The sequence below is a fragment of the Pseudomonas marginalis genome (assembly GCF_024169655.1).
GTDB lineage: Bacteria > Pseudomonadota > Gammaproteobacteria > Pseudomonadales > Pseudomonadaceae > Aquipseudomonas > Aquipseudomonas paraveronii.
The window spans coordinates 6,081,120-6,100,366 of sequence record NZ_JALJWV010000001.1; the positions used below are offsets into that span (position 1 = coordinate 6,081,120).

A 19,247-nucleotide genomic window follows, 5' to 3' on the forward strand; every position below is an offset into this window, starting at 1 on the left:
ATGACTGAGCTGTCGCAGGTGTCGGTGACGGCGCTCAAGGGTGTCGGCGAAGCCATGGCCGAGAAGTTGGCCAAGGTCGGCCTGGAGAACCTTCAGGATGTGCTGTTCCACCTGCCCCTGCGCTACCAGGACCGCACCCGCGTGGTGCCCATCGGCCATTTACGTCCAGGGCAAGACGCGGTAATCGAAGGCACCGTCAGCGGCGCCGACGTGGTGATGGGCAAGCGCCGCAGTTTAGTCGTGCGCTTGCAGGACGGCACCGGTGGCCTGAGCCTGCGCTTCTATCATTTCAGCAACGCGCAGAAGGAAGGCCTCAAGCGCGGCACCCGCGTGCGTTGCTATGGCGAAGCACGCCCCGGCGCCTCCGGCCTGGAAATCTACCACCCGGAATACCGCGCCATTACCGGCGACGAGCCGCCGCCAGTCGACACCACCCTGACGCCGATCTACCCGCTGACCGAAGGCCTCACCCAACAGCGCCTGCGCCAACTGTGCCAGCAGACCCTGAGCATGCTCGGCCCGAAAAGCCTGCCCGACTGGCTGCCCGTGGAGCTGGCCCGCGACTATCAACTGGCGCCGCTGGACGATGCGATCCGCTACCTGCATCACCCGCCGGCCGACGCCGATGTCGACGAACTGGCCCTCGGCCATCACTGGGCCCAGCATCGCCTGGCCTTCGAAGAACTGCTGACCCACCAACTGTCCCAGCAACGCCTGCGCGAGAGCATGCGTTCCCTGCGCGCACCGGCGATGCCCAAGGCCACGCGCCTGCCCGCACAGTACCTGGCGAACCTCGGCTTTGCGCCGACCGGTGCCCAGCAACGCGTGGGCAATGAAATCGCCTACGACCTCAGCCAACCGGAACCGATGCTGCGCCTGATCCAGGGCGACGTCGGCGCGGGCAAGACCGTGGTCGCCGCCCTCGCCGCCTTGCAGGCGCTGGAAGCCGGTTACCAGGTGGCGCTGATGGCACCTACCGAGATTCTCGCCGAGCAGCACTTCATCACCTTCAAGCGCTGGCTCGAACCGCTGGGCCTGGAAGTCGCGTGGCTGGCGGGCAAACTCAAAGGCAAGCACCGCGCAACGGCGCTGGAACAGATCGCCGCCGGCGCCCCGATGGTGGTGGGCACCCACGCGCTGTTCCAGGACGAAGTGCAGTTCAAAAACCTCGCGCTGGTGATCATCGACGAACAGCACCGCTTCGGCGTGCAACAGCGCCTGGCCCTGCGCCAGAAAGGCGTGGGCGGACGCATGAGCCCGCACCAATTGATCATGACCGCCACACCGATCCCGCGCACCCTGGCCATGAGCGCCTACGCCGACCTCGACACCTCGATCCTCGACGAACTGCCGCCCGGCCGCACCCCGGTCAATACCGTGCTGGTCACCGACACGCGGCGCGTGGAAGTGATCGAGCGGGTACGCGGCGCCTGTGCCGAAGGCCGTCAGGCGTATTGGGTATGCACACTGATTGAAGAGTCCGAAGAGCTGACCTGCCAGGCCGCCGAGACCACTTACGAAGACCTCACCAGCGCCTTGGGCGAACTCAAGGTCGGGCTGATCCACGGGCGCATGAAGCCAGCGGAAAAAGCTGCGGTGATGGCTGAGTTCAAGGCCGGTAACCTGCAATTGCTGGTGGCCACCACGGTGATCGAGGTCGGGGTGGACGTGCCCAACGCCAGCCTGATGATCATCGAAAACCCCGAGCGCCTGGGCCTGGCGCAACTGCACCAGTTGCGCGGCCGCGTCGGCCGGGGCAGCGCGGCCAGTCACTGCGTGTTGCTGTATCACCCGCCGCTGTCACAGGTCGGTCGTCAACGCTTAAGTATCATGCGTGAAACAAATGACGGCTTTGTCATCGCCGAAAAAGACCTCGAACTGCGCGGCCCCGGCGAAATGCTCGGCACCCGCCAAACCGGCCTGTTGCAATTCAAGGTCGCCGACCTGATGCGCGACGCCGACCTGCTGCCGGCGGTGCGCGACGCGGCCCAAGCCTTGCTCGAGCGCTGGCCGGATCACGTCAGCCCGCTGCTGGACCGATGGCTCCGGCATGGGCAGCAATACGGCCAAGTGTGACGCCTGTTTCACTTATCCGACCAACATATGTATCAAGCTGGTTATACTCCGAAGACTGTACGAAATTGGATCAGGCCATGTCAGAAGCTGCCCACACCACCGCACCGCTGACCGCACCAGCGGTTATTCGGGCGCTGCTCGCGAAGCTCTCCATCAGCTACACGGAAGTCGCCGAACATCCGGGCCTGAACCCTGCGCGAAAGGTCCAGGCGGTGCTGCTGGAGGATGCGGTGGGCGCACTTATGGTGCTGTTCCCTCAAAGCCAGTTGCTCGACCTCAACCGCCTCACCGAACTCACCGGCCGCCGCCTGACGTCGGTGTCACCGGAGCGTATCGAACGCATGCTGGGCAAGCACGACCTGAGCCTGCTGCCCGGCCTGCCGGCGCTGACCAGTTCACCTTGCCTGTATGAAGGCAGCCTGCTGGATGAGCCGAGCCTGCTGGTTCACTCGGGCGAAGCCGGTTTGCTGCTGGAGATCGCCAGCGTCGACTTCAAGACCATGCTGACCAAGGCCAGCGCCGCGCAATTCGGCGAGCCGCTGAGCAACATCCGTCCCAACCTCGACCGGCCCAATGATGACCGCGAGGAGATCTCCCAGGCCATGCAGGCGTTTACCGCCCGACGCATCCAACAGCGCCTGGAAGCGACCATCGAGATTCCGCCGCTGGCCGACACCGCGCAGAAGATCATCAAACTGCGCGTCGACCCCAACGCCACCATCGAAGACATCACCAGCGTGGTCGAAACCGACCCGTCGCTGGCCGCCCAAGTGGTCAGCTGGGCCGCCTCGCCCTATTACGCCTCGCCGGGCAAAATCCGCTCGGTGGAAGACGCGATCGTGCGTGTGCTGGGCTTCGACCTGGTGATCAACCTGGCGCTGGGCCTGGCCCTGGGCAAAACCCTGAGTCTGCCCAAGGACCATCCGCACCACGCCACACCGTACTGGCACCAGTCGATCTACACCGCCGCCGTCATCGAAGGCCTGACCCGCGCGATGCCGCGCGCGCAACGCCCGGAAGCCGGCCTGACCTACCTGGCCGGCCTGCTGCACAACTTTGGTTATCTGCTGCTGGCCCACGTATTCCCGCCGCACTTCTCGCTGATCTGCCGACACCTGGAGGTCAACCCGCACCTGTGCCACAGCTTTGTGGAGCAACACTTGTTGGGGATCAGCCGCGAGCAGATCGGTGCCTGGTTGATGCGCTACTGGGACATGCCGGACGAACTGTCCACCGCCCTGCGCTTCCAGCACGACCCGTTCTACGACGGCCAATACGCCGAGTACCCGAATCTGGTGTGCCTGGCCGTGCGCCTGCTGCGCAGCCGAGGCATCGGGTCCGGGCCGGATGAAACCATCCCCGACGAGTTGCTTGAACGTTTGGGCTTGAGCCGTGACAAGGCTGAAGAAGTCGTGGCCAAGGTGCTGGATGCCGAGGTGCTGTTGCGCGAATTGGCCTCGCAGTTCAGCCAGGGCTGAATCGGTAGCTTGTTAGATCGCTATCGGGGGCAAGCCCCCTCCCACATTTTGATCTGCGAACACGCTCAAGTGTGGGAGGGGGCTTGCCCCCGATGAATCCACCTCGATCTACTTCTTTTTCTTCGGCTTCAAATACTTGGTCAACCCCTGGAACCAGATCACCAGCGCCGGGTTGCCCTTGATCTGAATCGACTTGTCCTGAATCCCCGTCATGAACGCCAGTTGCTTGTTATTCGCCTGCATCGTGGCGAAGCCGTAGGCGGCATCTTTAAAGGCAATGGCGAAGGCCGGCGCGGGGTGAACACCCGAACGGCTGGTGATGCGCTGGTCTTTGACGATGAAATGACGGGCAACCTTGCCGTCGAGGGTCTGCAACTGGAACGCCAGGTCTTTGTCACCCAACTGCTGCTGGAACGCAGGGTTGGTGCGACTGGCTTTGCCCATCATCAGGCCCAGTACCCAGAGGAGAAAACGAAATTTCATGCACACGGCCTCGGTGTAATTATTGAGTGGCCGCAGCAGTGTAACAATTTGCCGAAAGAACGCCACCGACCTCGCGCTTTAGCCGGAGATCGGTTGGCGTTTAACGCTTATAGCAACAACTTGCTTATACGTTCGGGCAAGGTACCGGTGCCCAGTCGGCCAGGTTTGGATCGCGGCAAGTGCCTTCGATCTGCGCTTTACCGGCGCTGGCGACCTGCTTGCTTTCAGCTTGCTTGGTCTGGGCAGTCTGGAAGGTTTTTTCGGTGGCGACCGCTTCTTTCGGCACCACAGGCAGCGGCGGACGCTTGGTCACGACTTTGCTGGTCGATTTGCCTTTCTTGGCCGGTACGACCGCCGGAGTGGCATCCGCTGTCGCCACGGTGACCACGTCGTTGCGCTGCACGCCAACCTGTTGCAGGTCTTTCTCGTAAGCCTGGGTGTAGTTGTTCAGGTCTTCACTGGCTTTGCCATTGACCGCAACGATCAGGTCATTGGATTCCTTCAGGCCGGAAACGATTTCCGCCAGGCGCTTGCGGCCTTCGGTGTCGTTGACGGTCTTGGCTTTACGGTCGGCCACCAGCTTGGTGAACGCGCTCTGGTAGCACTGCTGGGAGGCCTTGGCGTAGGCGGTGCTGCGATCGATGTCGGAGGCGCTTTTGTTCACATCAGCCGCGTAGGACGCAATGCGCTGGTTGTCATCGGCGACCTGCTTCTGACGCTCGGTGTAGTAACCCGCCGCGCCGCCGACCAGGGCGCCGCCCGCAGCACCAATCGCTGCGTTACGGCCGCGCTTCTCGGAGTCGCCGGTCAGGGCGCCGAGCAATGCACCGCCGGCAGCGCCGATGGCCGCGCCGGTGACGACCGACTTGGTCATGTTCGAATCGGTCGTGCGCAGGTGCTGCACCGGCTCGTAGCAGTTCGGGTAGTACTCGACCTTGGTGCTCGACGCGACCTTGGAGGCCGGCGACGTGGCGCAACCAGTCAACACGGTGCTGAAACCGGCTGCGATCAGCAGCAGGTGACGCTTGGAAACCGCCTTACGGGAAAAAAGCATAGATGTGTTCTCTTTTAAGTTTGACTTGCCCAGCACGGCCCACCGCCGCCTGAGTCCCTTCCAAGCTCGCCCGCAAGCCAACGGTCAAGACCGCTGACCGCTGGCTGCGAGCAATTCCTTCAAGATCGTTGCCGGGTCGGCCCGCTGTTGCTTGCGGTAGTCGCCGACATGGCGAACGAACAGTGTCGCGCGCGTCACCAGGCTTTTGCCGAGCACTGGCTTGCGATCCAACTCTTCCTTGATCCGTTGAAACTGCGCCTGGATCACCGCATCGGTGTAGCGCGTGCCGGTGGCCAGGTTGTCGATATAGATCGCCACCGCACCGTCGAGCGCACTGCGCCCGTTGGCGATGGCCGTGGCAAACAACTGCGCGCTGGCCTCGTCCTTGGCATCCACGGCCTGCTGGCGACTCTTTTGCAGGTTGATCAGGCGGATGTTGTAGTTGTTGATGGTCTCGGCCACCAACGCCGCCGACTGAATCAGGTTGCCCGCCGCTTCTTCGCGTTGCTGGGCGATCAGCGAGACGTTGCGCTTGAGCTCTTCGTTGACCAGCCCCAGCTCGGCTTGCAGCCGTGGGTCGACGCTGGCGGCGATGATGCTGTCCAGGCGCTTGGTCGGGTCCTGGGCGTCATCGATGGCATCGGTCAGCGAGGCCAGGCGGCCCTCTTTCTGCCACTGCGCGAACAGCTCCTTGTAGCGCGAACGCGGTGCCGACAGCGCGCCAATCGCCACGCGAAAACCGGTGGTCTCGTTGCTTTGCTCGGTGCCGTCGGCGGCGAACAACGGGTACTCACGGCGCATGCCAGTGAACAGCGTGCCCTCGCCTTCCAGGTAATTGCCGCCCTTGACCACAAAGCCGCCGTAGGCGCCCTGGCGACGCCCGGCATGCACCAGTTGGAAGGATTCCTGGACCATTTCCGCCGCGTTGCCGATCACATCGAACATACCGATCGGGTTGGGCAATTTGGTGCCGATGGGCATCAGTCGTGCGGCCTGGCCGGTGCCGCCGGCGACCTGGTTGAACACCGCCCAATCCGCCAGCGGGCCGTCGCTTTCACTGCCCTCGATACGCCGGGGGAACAGGCGCCCTTCCAGGTCCTGGCGACTCACGGCCTGCCCCCCGCGCGCGGCGAATTCCCATTCCACTTCGGTGGGCAGGCGCACAAAACCGAGGCCGCCGTCGTCGGCAGAAGCGCCGCGCCCGCTGACCGGCAGCAACTCGCGGTGGTATTTCATCAGCCAGGCGCTGTACACCGCAGAGAAGCGCTCGGCTTCAAAGCGCGACAGCTTGACCTTGGGCAAACGCCCGGCCATGCCGCTGGGCGCATCGCACGCGGGCGCCGGTTCGCCACTGGCCAGCGATTGCGCCTGGGACATCACCTGGGCGTATTGACGCGCGGTCACTTCGTACTTGCCGATGAAGTACAGCATCGGCTTGAGCGGGGTCTTGGCGTCGGTCTTCGGCATCAAGGGCGCGATGACTTTATTCCAGTCTTTGGGCAGGTCCTTGAGGCTGAACTGGCCGTTGATGAAGTCGCGGCGATAGCCGGAAATAAACGACTGCTGATAGCCCGCCTCGCCTTCGGCAAACGGGTAGCCGAGGCTGATCTCGCGGTCGTCCAATGTGCCTTGGGCCAGCACATAGACGTAGCGGAACAGCAGGTTGCCTTCGCACGGCAGCGGCAGGCTGACGTCGCCCGGCAACGGTTTGGGGTTGTCGAGCTTATCGCTGGCTTCATCGGCCCAGGCCAGTGAGGCCAGGCTCAGCGCCAGGGCGGCGCCCAGTAACTTATACATCTCGGATTCCTTCAGAAGCCTGGATACGCGCCACGCGCCAACCGCCACAGGCCGCCGCCACGGCGCTGACGCCGAGCACAGCAAGCAGGGCCAGGCCGTAATGACGCACCAACAGGTGGCTGGCGTGTTCACCCGGCACCTGCACGAATAATTGATTCAACCCCGCCTCGGCCAGGCCATACAGACCCGCACTGAACACAGCAGCCAAGCCAGCGCTGTAGAGCGCCTGCAGCACCACAAAGCGCAACAGCGCGGCGGTGGAAAAGCCCAACAGGCGCAACACCGACAACTCCCTGCGCTTGCGCGCCACGGCGGCCAGCGCCCCGGCGAAGATCGCCGCGAACGCCCCGGCCAAGGCCAACCCGGCGATGATCCAGAACACGATCGACAGGTTGCGGCTCAACGACTGCACCTGGGCGATGCTCAATGCCTGAGTCGACACCAACAGATTCTGTCCGGCGAAATACACCCGCAGCGGCTCCACATCGGTGAGGTTGCGCGCATACAGGCGAAACGCCGGATACACCCGCTGCTCGCCCACGCCGACCGCGTCGCCGTCCCAGCCCAGCGCCGCGACGGCGCGGCCATCGCGGTAGTCTTCCACCGCTTCCAGCAGGCTCAATTGGGCAAACAGACCGTCGCGGGCGAAAGCCTCCAGCGGCAGTACCGCGAGCACCTGCAAGCGTGTACGCCGGGCTTCGACGCGCCCCGCGACTTGACGCGCAAAACTGGTTTCCAGCCAATCCCCCGGCCGCGCCGCGAGCTTCTCGGCGGCGGTGTGGCTCAGCACGATCTGCTCCAGGCCCTGGGGCATCGGCAAACCTTTGAGCAGCGGATCACCCGGCGCGGTCGGCAGCATTTCCAGGGTCAATGTGCCCACCTGCGCGGTCGCCGCGATCTGCCGCGTGCGCGGGATGGCGAACGCCACGTCGCCGCGCTGGCCCAACTGCTCGACAAAGGCGCGGCTGAATCGACCACCGCCCAACGGAATAATTTCGCGGGTGGCGGGGTCGGTCTCCAGGCGCTCGGTCAAACTGCTGACCAGTCCGAATTTCAGGCCAAATAGCACCAGCAACGGCGCGATAACGGCGACCAGCGCCAGCACCGAGCAGGCCGACAGCCACGCATCGTTGCGGTAATCCTGCCAAGCCAGGGAAGCCACCAAGCCGAGGCGCATCAGCACACCTCCCCGAGGGTGGCGGTGACGCCGCCGTCGCTGTCGCGGCGGCAAGCGATGCGGCGCACCTGCAAGCCGCTGGCGCGGGCCAGGGGTTCGTCATGGGTGGCGATCACGCAAGCGGCGCGGTGTTCACGAGCGCGGGCCAACAGCGCCTGCATCACCCGTTCGGCGTTAAGCGGGTCGAGGGACGCGGTCGGCTCATCGGCCAAGACCAATTGCGGCGCATGGGCCAGGGCGCGGGCGCAGCTCACGCGCTGGCGTTGGCCGACCGACAGCGCCGCCGGCTTCTTGGCCAACTGATCGCTGATCTCCAATTGCTCGGCCAGGCGCGCCACGCTGCCATCGTCCTTTAACCCCAGCAATTGCCGGGACAAGGCGATATTGCTGCGCACATCGAGAAAACCCAGCAAACCGCCGGTTTGCAGCACATAACCGAGGTGCCGGCTGCGCAGGTCGGCCAAGGCGGTCTGCCGATCGGCGCGCCACAAGCCGCCGATGTCGGTCTGATTGAATTCAAACCGGTCCACCTGATCCGGCGCGAGCACCAGGGCCAGCAGGTCGAGCAAGGTGCTTTTGCCACACCCGCTCGGCCCGACAATCGCCACTTGCTCACCCGCGCGCAGGTGCAACGCCGGAATCACCAGGCTATAGCGCTGGCTACCGACGCCCCGGCTCTTGTGGACCGCGTTCAGGTTCAGCATTACGGCAGCGTCGACAAGGGCACGCGGTACAACGCATCGCCCGGCTCGGCAGCGCCGAAACGGACCCAGTTGGCCAGGTCATTGTGGAAGGTTTCATAGAGGCGGATCTTCGAATCCAGCTCGTCGATAAAGTCTTCCTGCTCGGCCACGCTCAACGACAGCCATAGATCCTGGGTCATGTTCAGCGACTTGCTGCGGTACGGCAGGCCTTCCAGGTATTCGCCGAGAATGCCGCCATCGGCCAGGTTGCCGCCCTTGCGCAGGGCCTGCGGGTCGCGGCTCATATAGGCCGAGGCGCTGGCGATTTCCTGGAAGAAGTCTTTGGGCGAGGTCTGGGTTTTGCGGGCGGCGTCGACGATCAGTTTCAGCGACTGCTGCAAGTCGTTGAGCTGCAATTTGCTCAACATCACGCACACCTGGAACGCCGGCAACGCCGGGTTGGTCAGGTCGCGGTCGGCGGTCCAGGCGCTGACCAACTGCGGCGCCTGGCTTGCAGTTTTGCGCCCGAGGAAGTCCATGTGCATGGCGTAGCCGATGGCGGCGGATTTATCCGCCAGGCTCGGCGCGGCACTCAACAACGGCACCGGCTGCGGCGTGTTACTGCGCACCTGATGCACCAGGTTGGCGAATACCGTGCCGATCTCATCGACGCGCTCGCCCAGCTTGCGTACATCGCCACCCGGCACCGGCGTGTACAGGTCGCCGATCTGCGGGTTGGCGTCGGCGGTGAGGATGCGGTACTGGCTTTCGGCGCCGCCATGGGTTTTCTTGCCAGCATCGGTGCGCAGGTGCAGGGCGTAGATCTTGATCTGCTTGCCCAGCGCCGCCTGGCGCACTTCGGCTTCGTTCATCTGGGTGGCGGCGAACGGGTCGTTCTTGCGCAGCGCGCCAGCGTCGGTGACCAGCAGGATCAGACGGCCGCCATAGCCAGACCAGTCCATGCCTTCCACCGCCTGCATCACTCCGGCAAACGCGTCCTCGTTGAAAGAATGACTGGACACGCTGGACGCCCTGACCTCACGCGCCAGGTCGAGGAACCGCTGCGGGTCGCGACCCTGGTCGAGGGTAATCAGAGTCTTGGCCACGTATTCCAGGCCCGGGGTTTTCTCGATGCTGCTGCGAAAGCCCACCAGGCCGAAACTGACGCTGTCCAACTCGCCACGCTCGGCGATGCGGGTTTGCAGTTCGTGGACCACATCGCGGATCTGGTCGATATACGGCTGCATCGACACGGTGGTGTCGACCACCAAGACCACGGCGGTACGGAAGGCATCGGCGTTGGCGTTGATTACCGGGGTCGCAGGCTTGGCAAGCGCGCTGCTGCCGGGGTCGATGGACGCGACGTTGAGCAACTGCACCGGCTGGCCGTTTTCGTCGAAGCTCTCTTTGGAATCGAAGATCGGCAACAGGTAGAACTGGTTCTGCGGCACGGCGCTGGCGGCCGGTTCCAGGGCCAGGACCTGACCGTTGTCGTCACGGTTGTTCTGCGCCTTGGCCAGCACGCCTTTGGCGGCGGCGGGATCGGCCAGCAGCTTTTCCACGTCGCCGGATTGACGCAGGAACATCACCGGCGCCCGGCCGGAACGTTCGGTGAACTTGAGCACCAGGCTTTGCTTCCAGTCGCTGACCTGGGCGGCCGGCAACCAGCCGTCGCTGCGCCCATCGGTGGCGGCACCGACGCGCACCCACGGGCTGCCGTCGACGTCCTTGCGCTGATACACGTAGAGCACGGAAAACGCCGGCAGGGCTTTGCCTGGCGCGCTGCCGGCAGCGCTGGAGAGTTTCGCGCCGGGCTTGCTGAGCACGCGCTGGAACAGGGTTTTCTTGCCCGCCATCAGCAAGGGGCGTTGACCACCGTCCACGTCGGCGACCACGACAGGCGGCGCGACCTTGGGCGCTCCAGCCGCCAGCGGCTTGGCAGGCGTATCGCTACCGCTCAACCACCAGTAACTGGCGCCACCGATCGCCAACGCGACGGCGATCGCCACGGCGGCCAACGCCAACACCGGCCCTCGGCGCTGCTCGGACACTGTGTGGTGTGGGGTTGGCGGCACCACCGGCTGACGCACCGGTTGCGGCTTGTCCGTCGGTATCTCGATGGATTGCGGGGTGATGCCGGCCAGATCGAAACTCAGCGGAATCGGCAACGGCCGCACCAGCGTGGCGTCCGGCGACTCGGTCGGCAGTTGATCCAGCGCCAGCAGCAACGCCGCCGCATCCGGGAAACGCTCATTCGGGTCCTTGGCCAACAGCTTGCGCAGCACCTCTTGATAACGCCCGTGATGCAGCGGCAGCTCCGGCAGCGGCTCGGTCAGGTGGGCCAAGGCCGTGGAGAGCGCATCGGTGCCGTTATAAGGCAACTTGCCGACGAGGATCTCGTAAAGCACCACGCCCAGCGCATACAGGTCCGCACGGCCATCGATTTCCTGGCCCCGCGCCTGTTCCGGGCTCATGTAGCTCGGCGTGCCCACGGCGAAACCGGCCTGGGTGAACTGGGTGCGGTCGTCCAGGGATTTGGCGATGCCGAAGTCCGACAGCACGGCGGTGCCATCGGCGCGGAACAGAATGTTCGCCGGCTTGACGTCACGGTGGACCAGCCCTCGGGCATGGGCGTAACCCAGGGCCGACGCGATCTGGCGGATCAGCGTGAGGCCTTGCTCCGGCGTGAGGCCGGCGGCGATGCGCTCCTTGAGCGTGCCGTTGGGCAGGTATTCCATGGCCATGTAATACAGCTCGCCGACATTGCCGATGTCATGGATGGTCACCGTATGCGGGTGCGACAGCCGCGCCAGGGTCTTGCCCTCGCGCAAAAAACGCTCGCAGAAACTCGGGTCCGCCGCCAGCGCTGCAGCCATCACCTTTAGCGCGACCTTGCGCTCCAGCGAGCGCTGGGTCGCCAGGTATACGCTGGCCATGGCGCCTTCGCCGATCTCGCCTTCGATGTCGTAGCCCGGGATCACGATGTTCATGCCGATACCTTCACGACGATGGCGGTGATGTTGTCCGGTGCGCCTCGGTTAAGCCCCAGGTGGACCAGGCTGCGCACGATTTCATCCGGTGCGTCATGGTTGAGCACTTCACGGATCTCATGATCTTCGACGGTCTTGTTCAGGCCATCGCTGCACAGCAGGTAGCTGTCGCCAGGGGCGATCAGCAGGTCGACCACCGCCAGTTCCAGTTGGGCTTCCACGCCGATGGCACGGGTGACGATGTTGGCGCGCGGATGCACACGGGCATCAGCCTCGCTGAGCAGGCCGCTGTCTTGCAGGTCCTGCACGTAGCTGTGGTCGCGGGAGATGCGGTCGAGCACGCCGTCGCGCAGGCGATACAGGCGACTGTCGCCGGCCCACAGGCACACGCCGCGCAAGCCGCGTGCGGCGAACACCACCACGGTGCTGCCCATCATGGTCACGCCACGGTTGGCGGTTTCTTCACGCACGGCCGCGTTGACGCGGATCAGGTCATTGCGCAAGGCCGCCGAGTATTCCTCGAGGGAACGCCCCAGCGGCACACTGCGCAGGCTGTCGACGATCAGGCTGCTGACGAAATCCCCGGCGGCATGCCCGCCCATGCCGTCGGCCACCACCCACAGGCGATTCTCGGGCAGGTCCAGGCACGCGTCTTCATTGACCTGGCGAACCATGCCCACATGGCTTTTGCTCGCGGATTTGTACGTCGACCCCATCTACATCACACCTTCTTGTCCGAGCAAAAACTGCGCAAAATCGCGGGTGGCAGGCAAGCCCTGACACCGCAATAAACCCGGGGAAATCGTCTGCGAACCACGACCCCACCACAGGCTGGCGCCGTCGCAGGCCTGTTCGGCGAGCGCGGTCATGCGTGCATGAGGCACGGTGGCGGCGACCCGCTGTAGCCCGGCGAAACGGCGGTCCACCGCGCGCAGTTCAGTCGCCGGCAAGCCCAGGCTGTCGACGCCGTCGTTGAAGCGTTCGAAGGTGGCGCCGGCGTCCAGGGTGCTGAGCAGCAGCTCTTCGGCCTCTTCAAACCAGCGGTCCGGGCCACCCACCAGGGACGCCGGGTTGGTGTCGTGATCGAGCAACGCGACCACGGCCAGCGGGAAATACCGCCCGACCCGGTCGATGCTCGGCATCACCACCCCTGCCGCCGCGTTCGGCCCGCACACGCCGGGCGCGAGCACAAAGCGCCACAGCGGGCTGACCAGGTACACGTTGAGCCAGTCGGCACCCAGGCTGTGTTGGCTGGCGAGCAAACCCGCCGCCAGCCAGCTGTCCCACGGGCCGATAAAACTCTGGGGTAAGGCGCGGCTGACAAAATCCCCGCGGCTGGCCAGCTTGCCGTAGAAGCCCAGCGTCGTCATAACCGCTCCGGCAGGCTGAAGCCACTGAGCACGCGGCTCTTGAACGGGTTGAAGGCGCTGTTGGCGCGCAATTCGTAGGCGATGCTCGCACCGTCGACCCGCAGGCGCAGGCTGAAGCGGTCCGGCGCATTGCCGGGCGTGAGGTCCGATTGTTCGAGCAGGCGGAACCAGGCCCACGGGCCGTCCAGGGTCACGCCAGAACGGCCGCTGGCCGACGGCGGCATGATCGAAATACGCACCACACCAATGCTGCCGGGGTTCGGCCACTGCATCGCCACCGGGCGGCTCGGGCCGTGGTCGTAGCTCAATTGCTGGCCGTCGAGGTCAAGCAGGAACTGGGTGATGCTGGCGTCCATTGCCACCGGTTTGAGCTCGAAACGCACGATCGGCTGAGTACCGCCTGCGCGAAAGAACGCGTCACGGATCGTCGCGGCACGCTGGAAGGTTTGCAGCACGCCCGGCGCAATCCCGAGTTTCTGCGCCGCGCCCGGCTGCCAGCGCCAGGTCTGTGCGGACGTATCCACGTAGGGCTGCAGGTATTTGCGGAAGTAGTTATCCATCACCCCGCCCACGCCGAAGAACTGGCCAAAATCATCCAGCGTGGCGTCACGGGTGCTGCCCGGCGACATCGGATAACGCCCGGCCAGCGACTGGCGATACACATTCACCACTTCGCTGACCCAGGCCGCGTTCAGTTGGTTACGCACGCCGCCCATCATGCTGTTGGTGGTCGAGTTGACCACCGACTTGACCATGCCCTGCACCAGCGGCGGCTGGCGCTCGGCGTTCAGGCTGACCCGCGTGGCTGCAGCCGCCGCCTGGTTCTTCGCCTCGCCAAGCAAGGCATCGCCGCTGGCGCCGACCATGGCGCTGACTTGCACATACAGCGCGTTCATGTCGGCCAGCAGGCCGTCGATGGCTGCCGGCTCGCCTTCGTTCTTACTGACGATGCTGTTGAGCTCGGCAAAGTGCGCGGTCACCGGGTCGTCCGCCGCGGCCGGCGCATTCGCGCTGGGCTGCTCCTGGCCGAGCAGGTTGCCCAGGCGCTCCTTGAGCTTGTCCACACCGCCTTCAACCGGCACGCCCTTGGCCGCCAACTGGCGCTCTTGCGCTTGCAAGTCGGTTTCCCTGGCCACCGCCACCAGCAGCTTTTTCAGCGGCGAAGTCGGCCCGGAAATCACTCGCAGTACGTCCGCCGCCTGGGCCACGCTGGTGATCGGCACAAAGTCGATGTCGGCGAGCAACGCATCCCACTGACGCTGATAGTCCTGGAAGTACAGGCGGCGCACGTCGGCAGCCAGGCTGACCACGTTCTGCTGGTCGGCCTGTTCCTGGCCAAGCACCCATTGCTCTTCGGCCAGGGTGCCGGTCTGGTTCAGGCTGCTCAGCAGGAACGCCTGGCGATAGCCTTTGGCGGTGAAGAAACCACTCAGCGGCTCGCCCAACGGCTTGCCGCTTTTGCGGCTGAACACCAAGGCGGCGTCGCGGCCGGCGGCTTCGTTGAGGCGGAAGTCTGGAATGCCGTCGGGCAGTTTCTGGCGTTTGACCCGGTCATACACGCGCTGGGCCACCGGCAGTTGTTGCAACTGCCGACGCAGGTCGTCGATCAAGCGCGGATCGAGGCGTGCGCTCGGCGGGTGGCGTTCGAACAACGCCTGCATGTGTTCGGCCAGCGCCTGGCGCTGATCAGCCGGCAAATCGCGCGGCAGGTTGCGGTCCCAGTCGAGGGCGATCCAGGCTTTGATGAAGTCCGGGTCGTAATGCTCGGTGTCGGCGAGCATCAGGTAGGCCTTGAGGCCTTCGTAGAGGAAGTCGGAATTGCCGCCGCCGTGCAGTTGCTCCTCGATGCGCGTCACCAGGCGTGGCGCGAAGACGGCGATCAACAGCTTGCGATAGACGCTGGCGGATTCGGCTTCGAGCATATCGCCTTGATACAGGCCCAGGCCCTCGGACCAACTTGGCGAATCACCGGCAAGGTGTTTCACCGCGTTGAGCAACGGCAGCACGGCGAGCACTTCGCGCTGTGCCGGGCTGAGGTTCTGTACGGCCTGGCCCAGGGGCGCGACCTTCTGGTCGACCTGGGCGATATATGCCTGGTTGGCGCGATAACTGACCCACCACAGGCTGCTGACCCCGATCACCAGCGCCACGGTGGCCGCGAGCACACCGCGCGCGATCCATTTGCGCCGCCGTTCGACCTGCGGGTTGACGCCCACCAGCCCGCGCTCGGCAAAGGCTACCGCGCTGAACAGTTTTTCGATGAAGTAACTGCGCCCGCTGCCGCTCTGGCGCGCCAGGTGCTGACGGTCCAGGTTCATGCTCTGGGCCATCGCGCCGATCAAGCGATCGATCGGGCTACCTTCCTGGGTGCCGCTGGTGAAGTACACGCCGCGCAGCAATACGCGCTCTTCAAAGGCGTTGGGTTTGAACACGCCTTCGAGGAAACCTTGCAGACAATCCTTCAACGCGCCGAACTGCTGCGGGAAGCCGTAGATCAGGTCGCGCCGCGCCGGGTCGCGCTCCTGTTGCAAGCGTTCGACCAGGCGTTCGTTGAGGCGCTGTTCGAGGCCGGCGAATTCGCTTTGCAGGTGGGCCAGCGGGCTGTCGCCCTGCTTGCCGTCGTCCAGGGCAAAGGTCATGCCCCACACCTGGGCGCGCTCTTCTTTGCTCAGGTTGTCGAAGAACTCCATGAAGCCCGGCACCAGGTCGAGCTTGGTCAGCATCAGGTAGATCGGGAAGCGCACGCCCAGTTGGGTGTACAGCTCCTGGATACGCAGACGGATCGCCGCCGCATGGGCAGCGCGTTCGGCATCGCTGCCCAGCAGCAGGTCCGACAGGCTGATGGCGATAAAGGCGCCATCGATCGGGCGGCGCGAACGCTGCTTTTTCAACAGGTCGAGGAAGCCCAGCCAGGCGGCTTTGTCCACCGTGGAGTTGCTGTCCTGGGTGGTGTAGCGGCCGGCGGTGTCGAGCAATACGGCCTGGTCGGTAAACCACCAGTCGCAGTTGCGCGTGCCGCCGACGCCGCGCACCGCACCGGCACCCAATTGGGCCGCCAGCGGGAAATGCAGCCCGGAATTGACCAGCGCGGTGGTCTTGCCCGAACCCGGCGGGCCGATGATCACGTACCACGGCAGTTCGTAGAGGTTGCGCCGCTCGTCACCGCCGAGCTTGGCTTTTTTCAGCAGGGCCAGGGCTTCGTCCATGCGCTGGCGCAGGCTGGTGAGTTCTTCGGCGGTGGCGACGCTGTTGGGGTCGGCCGGCGTTTGCGCGGCCAGGCTGCGCATCACTTCGGCGGCCTGGTGGCGGGCCTGGAGGATGCGGAACACGCGGTAGGCGAGCCACACCGCAAACACCAGGATGATCAGCGCCCAGCGCCGCCCTTCGGGCATCAGTACGTCGAGCAACGGCCCGACAAACCAGATGATCAGGCTCAGGGCGATCAGGCCCAGCAACGGGATCACCCAGCGAATCATGAAACTGAAAAACGCCTTCACTCGACGCCCTCCGCGAGTACGGTGATTTCAACCCGGCGATTGCGGGCACGGCCTTCTGCGGTGGCGTTGGTGGCCACCGGCTCAGTGTCGCTTCGGCCCTCGGCACTGAAGCGATCGCCCTGGCCGGTCTTGGCCGCAAGGATCTCCAGCACCGACTTGGCCCGCGCTTCGGACAAGGCCCAGTTGGACGGGAAGCGCAGCGTGGCAATCGGGCGGTTGTCGCTGTGCCCGGTGACGCGCACCTGGCCCTTGACCTTGCGGATCGCGTCGGCGATGCGCAGCATCAACGGCTGGTAGTCATCGACGATGCTGGAGCTGGCCGAGGCAAAAAGCTCATCACCGCGGATCGTCACGACGGAACGGTCGACCTTGTCTTCCACCGCGACGCGACCGGCCTTGATGTCTTCCACCAGAAAACCGGCGAGGCGCGGGCGCTCGATCACTTTCGGCTGCGCCACGGGGCGGTCGATGGCCTGCACCGGGATCTCGCCCAGGGCATGGATATTCTTGAACACCGGCTCGGCGTCCGCGGCCAGCTTCAGGCGCAGGCCGAACAGCAACGCCAGCAGCAACGCCAGGCCGATAGCCACGGCGATCCACGGCGGCATGAACTGCGCCAGGCGATCGCGTACCACGCTCACGCCGCGCCAGTGCGGCGACAGTTCGCGCTCATGCTCGCCACGCGCGCTGCGAATTGCCGCCGCGGTGCGTTCACGCAGGGCTTCCAGTTGGCTGCGCCCATCGTTCATCACGCGGTAGCGACCTTCGAAACCCAGACACATGCACAGGTACAACAGCTCCAGCAGGTACAAGCGCTCGCGTGGGCTTTGCAGGCAATGGTCGAGTAGCTGAAAGACCTTTTCACCGCCCCAGGCTTCGTTGTGGACGGTAATCAGCAGGCTCTGCTTGCCCCAATCGCTGGTGCTGCCCCACGGCGTGCTCAACACGGCCTCATCCAGGGCGGTACACAGGGCGTAACGCGCCAGCAGCACTTCGTTGCGTGCCACGCCAGCAGCTTCGGCGCGCTCTTCGAACTGGCGCAGGTAGGCCAGCAACTGCGCACGCAAACTGGCCGGCGCCGGATGGGCGATGGTGTTGCGCAGGCGTGTCAGCAACGCCAGCAGCGGGCCGGCGGCGCTTTCCAGCGGATTCAGGCCTTGGCTTTTGCCGGTCAGGATCGGCGCGGCCGGCATCGACAGCGGCGCCGGTTCGGCACGCGCAGGAGCAGGCTCCCGGCCACCCGGGCGCGGCATGAACTGGGTGCGGTCATCATCATTGGGGTGCATCGCGGATTATCCTCGGATCGCCCAGAAGGCCAGGTTCAAGCCCGGGAACTGCCCGGCGATATGGAAGGCGAAACCACCGGAATTGCTCAACTGCTGCCAGTGCTCGCTGCCCCGGTCCAGCTCGTAATAGGTCGAGCCTGCGTGGTACGGCAGTTGGCGCGGCGCCACCGGCAACGGCAGCAGGCCGATGCCAGGCAGTTGCAGGTTGACCAGGTCGCGAATGTGCTCCACCGAGCCGACTTTGCTCTGCTGGCCAAAGCGCGCGCGCAGGGTTTCGCCGGGCACATCGGCGCGCACCACGAGGATGAAGCTGGCGCTGTCGATCAGGGTTTTGTCGGCGAGCATGGCCACGTGGATGCCGTAGGCTTTCTCGACAATCGGGATCGGCGTGGCCTTGCTGTCGATCAACATCGACAGCGCTTCACGCAGAGCCTGCATCACCGGGGCAAAGCTCAGGACCAGGTCGTCGTGCTGATACTGCGGGTATTCCTGGGGCCGCCGGCCGGCGGTGGAGAAGGTGGCGAACTCACCCGCCAGGCTGACCAGTTCACTGAACAAACGCTCCGGGTGCAGCGGGCTCAGTTGGCTGAGGTGCTGGATCAGCGGCTGGGCACGGTTGACCAGTTGCAACAGCATGAAGTCGGCAATCTCCGACGCGCCGCCCGCGCCCGAAGCGACCACGCGCCCGGCCAGGGCTTCGCCGCGCTGGTGCAGCAGGCCGAGCAGTTCGCTGCGAAACGCCGTCAGCGGTTTGCTCACGGCCACGTCGAGTACCGGCGGGATGTAGGTGTCGTCGAGGACCAGCGCCCGGTCGGCGCGTTTTTCCTTGATGCGCACCAGGCCAATCGCGGCGTAATCGCTGATGCCGTCCTGCGCGGTCAGCAGGCGCAGTGCGCGGGAACCGACGGCCACCGGGGCGCGGTTCTCGAACGGTGCGTTGTCGTCGCGCACTTCGCGCACCTGGCTCACGTAGCGGGCAGCGCCAAGCTCTTCGCCGTCGTCGACGGTGTCGCGGGCCCCTGCGCGTTTGAGCGGCAAGGCCAGGTAGACGAGGCCGTCGCGCAGGCTGTCGTCGATATTCAACGGGCTGGGCGCCAGGTCATCCTGGGGAATATTGAACGGCGTGCCATCGGGCAGCAGGCCGCGTGCCGACACAATCGCCAGCTTGCCCTGGGCCAGCAGGCCCTGATCGATCAGCAACTCGGAAAACCCCCAGGCCCCGGCGGACAAAGGGCGACTGCGGGCGTCGATCAGGTTTTCCAGGTAACGGTCATGCTGCTGGAAGTGCTGCGTTCCGATGAACATGCCTTCCGACCAGACCACGCGATTGTTCCAGGACATGGGGGCTCCGTTTGC

13 protein-coding genes are annotated in these 19,247 nt (G+C 65.0%); 2 read left to right on the top strand and 11 right to left on the bottom strand.

Annotated elements, in window-relative coordinates; all coding sequences use genetic code 11:
* Both recG and J2Y83_RS28225 read left to right on the top strand, forming a co-directional pair.
* Positions 1-2,076, top strand: a complete 2,076-nt coding sequence (gene recG, locus J2Y83_RS28220) for an ATP-dependent DNA helicase RecG (RefSeq protein ID WP_253400127.1) — start codon at positions 1-3, stop codon at positions 2,074-2,076.
* A 77-nt stretch (positions 2,077-2,153) separates the two neighbouring features.
* A complete protein-coding gene (locus tag J2Y83_RS28225) occupies positions 2,154-3,554 on the top strand; it encodes an aminoacyl-tRNA deacylase and HDOD domain-containing protein (protein WP_253400128.1) in 1,401 nt (466 codons plus the stop codon).
* Positions 3,555-3,662: 108 nt separating this feature from the next.
* Here J2Y83_RS28225 and J2Y83_RS28230 read toward each other — a convergent pair whose 3' ends face one another.
* From J2Y83_RS28230 to tssK, 11 genes are all read right to left on the bottom strand, one after another.
* Positions 3,663-4,037, bottom strand: coding sequence for a helicase (locus tag J2Y83_RS28230; protein WP_253400129.1), 375 nt, complete (start codon positions 4,035-4,037; stop codon positions 3,663-3,665).
* Positions 4,038-4,161: 124 nt separating this feature from the next.
* The gene (gene tagQ, locus J2Y83_RS28235; protein ID WP_253400130.1) at positions 4,162-5,091 is read right to left on the bottom strand and encodes a type VI secretion system-associated lipoprotein TagQ; all 930 of its coding nucleotides are present in this window, start codon (positions 5,089-5,091) and stop codon (positions 4,162-4,164) included.
* 84 nt (positions 5,092-5,175) lie between these two features.
* Positions 5,176-6,888 carry a formylglycine-generating enzyme family protein gene (locus tag J2Y83_RS28240; protein WP_253400131.1) on the bottom strand — a complete coding sequence of 571 codons (1,713 nt, stop codon included), beginning with the start codon at positions 6,886-6,888 and terminating at the stop codon, positions 5,176-5,178.
* Positions 6,881-8,065 carry an FtsX-like permease family protein gene (locus J2Y83_RS28245; protein WP_253400132.1) on the bottom strand — a complete coding sequence of 395 codons (1,185 nt, stop codon included), beginning with the start codon at positions 8,063-8,065 and terminating at the stop codon, positions 6,881-6,883. Before J2Y83_RS28245 ends, J2Y83_RS28240 begins: the two co-directional genes overlap by 8 nt.
* Positions 8,065-8,769 carry an ABC transporter ATP-binding protein gene (locus J2Y83_RS28250; protein WP_253400133.1) on the bottom strand — a complete coding sequence of 235 codons (705 nt, stop codon included), beginning with the start codon at positions 8,767-8,769 and terminating at the stop codon, positions 8,065-8,067. The genes J2Y83_RS28245 and J2Y83_RS28250 overlap by 1 nt, the downstream gene beginning before the upstream one ends.
* Complete coding sequence (locus J2Y83_RS28255) at positions 8,769-11,738, bottom strand: serine/threonine-protein kinase (RefSeq protein WP_253400134.1); 2,970 nt, start codon at positions 11,736-11,738, stop codon at positions 8,769-8,771. The genes J2Y83_RS28250 and J2Y83_RS28255 overlap by 1 nt, the downstream gene beginning before the upstream one ends.
* Positions 11,735-12,454 carry a PP2C family protein-serine/threonine phosphatase gene (locus tag J2Y83_RS28260; protein WP_253400135.1) on the bottom strand — a complete coding sequence of 240 codons (720 nt, stop codon included), beginning with the start codon at positions 12,452-12,454 and terminating at the stop codon, positions 11,735-11,737. The genes J2Y83_RS28255 and J2Y83_RS28260 overlap by 4 nt, the downstream gene beginning before the upstream one ends.
* Positions 12,455-13,108: a type VI secretion system-associated protein TagF gene (tagF, locus tag J2Y83_RS28265; protein WP_253400136.1), complete on the bottom strand. Its 654-nt coding sequence runs from the start codon at positions 13,106-13,108 to the stop codon at positions 12,455-12,457.
* Positions 13,105-16,605 (bottom strand): type VI secretion system membrane subunit TssM, encoded by a 3,501-nt coding sequence (tssM, locus tag J2Y83_RS28270; protein WP_253400137.1) that lies wholly within the window; start codon positions 16,603-16,605, stop codon positions 13,105-13,107. Before tssM ends, tagF begins: the two co-directional genes overlap by 4 nt.
* Entirely contained in the window at positions 16,602-17,891 is a 1,290-nt protein-coding gene (locus tag J2Y83_RS28275) for a DotU family type VI secretion system protein (protein WP_253400138.1), read from the bottom strand. The genes tssM and J2Y83_RS28275 overlap by 4 nt, the downstream gene beginning before the upstream one ends.
* 6 nt (positions 17,892-17,897) lie before the next feature.
* A complete protein-coding gene (gene tssK, locus J2Y83_RS28280) occupies positions 17,898-19,232 on the bottom strand; it encodes a type VI secretion system baseplate subunit TssK (RefSeq protein WP_253400139.1) in 1,335 nt (444 codons plus the stop codon).
* Between the last annotated feature and the right edge of the window lie 15 nt (positions 19,233-19,247).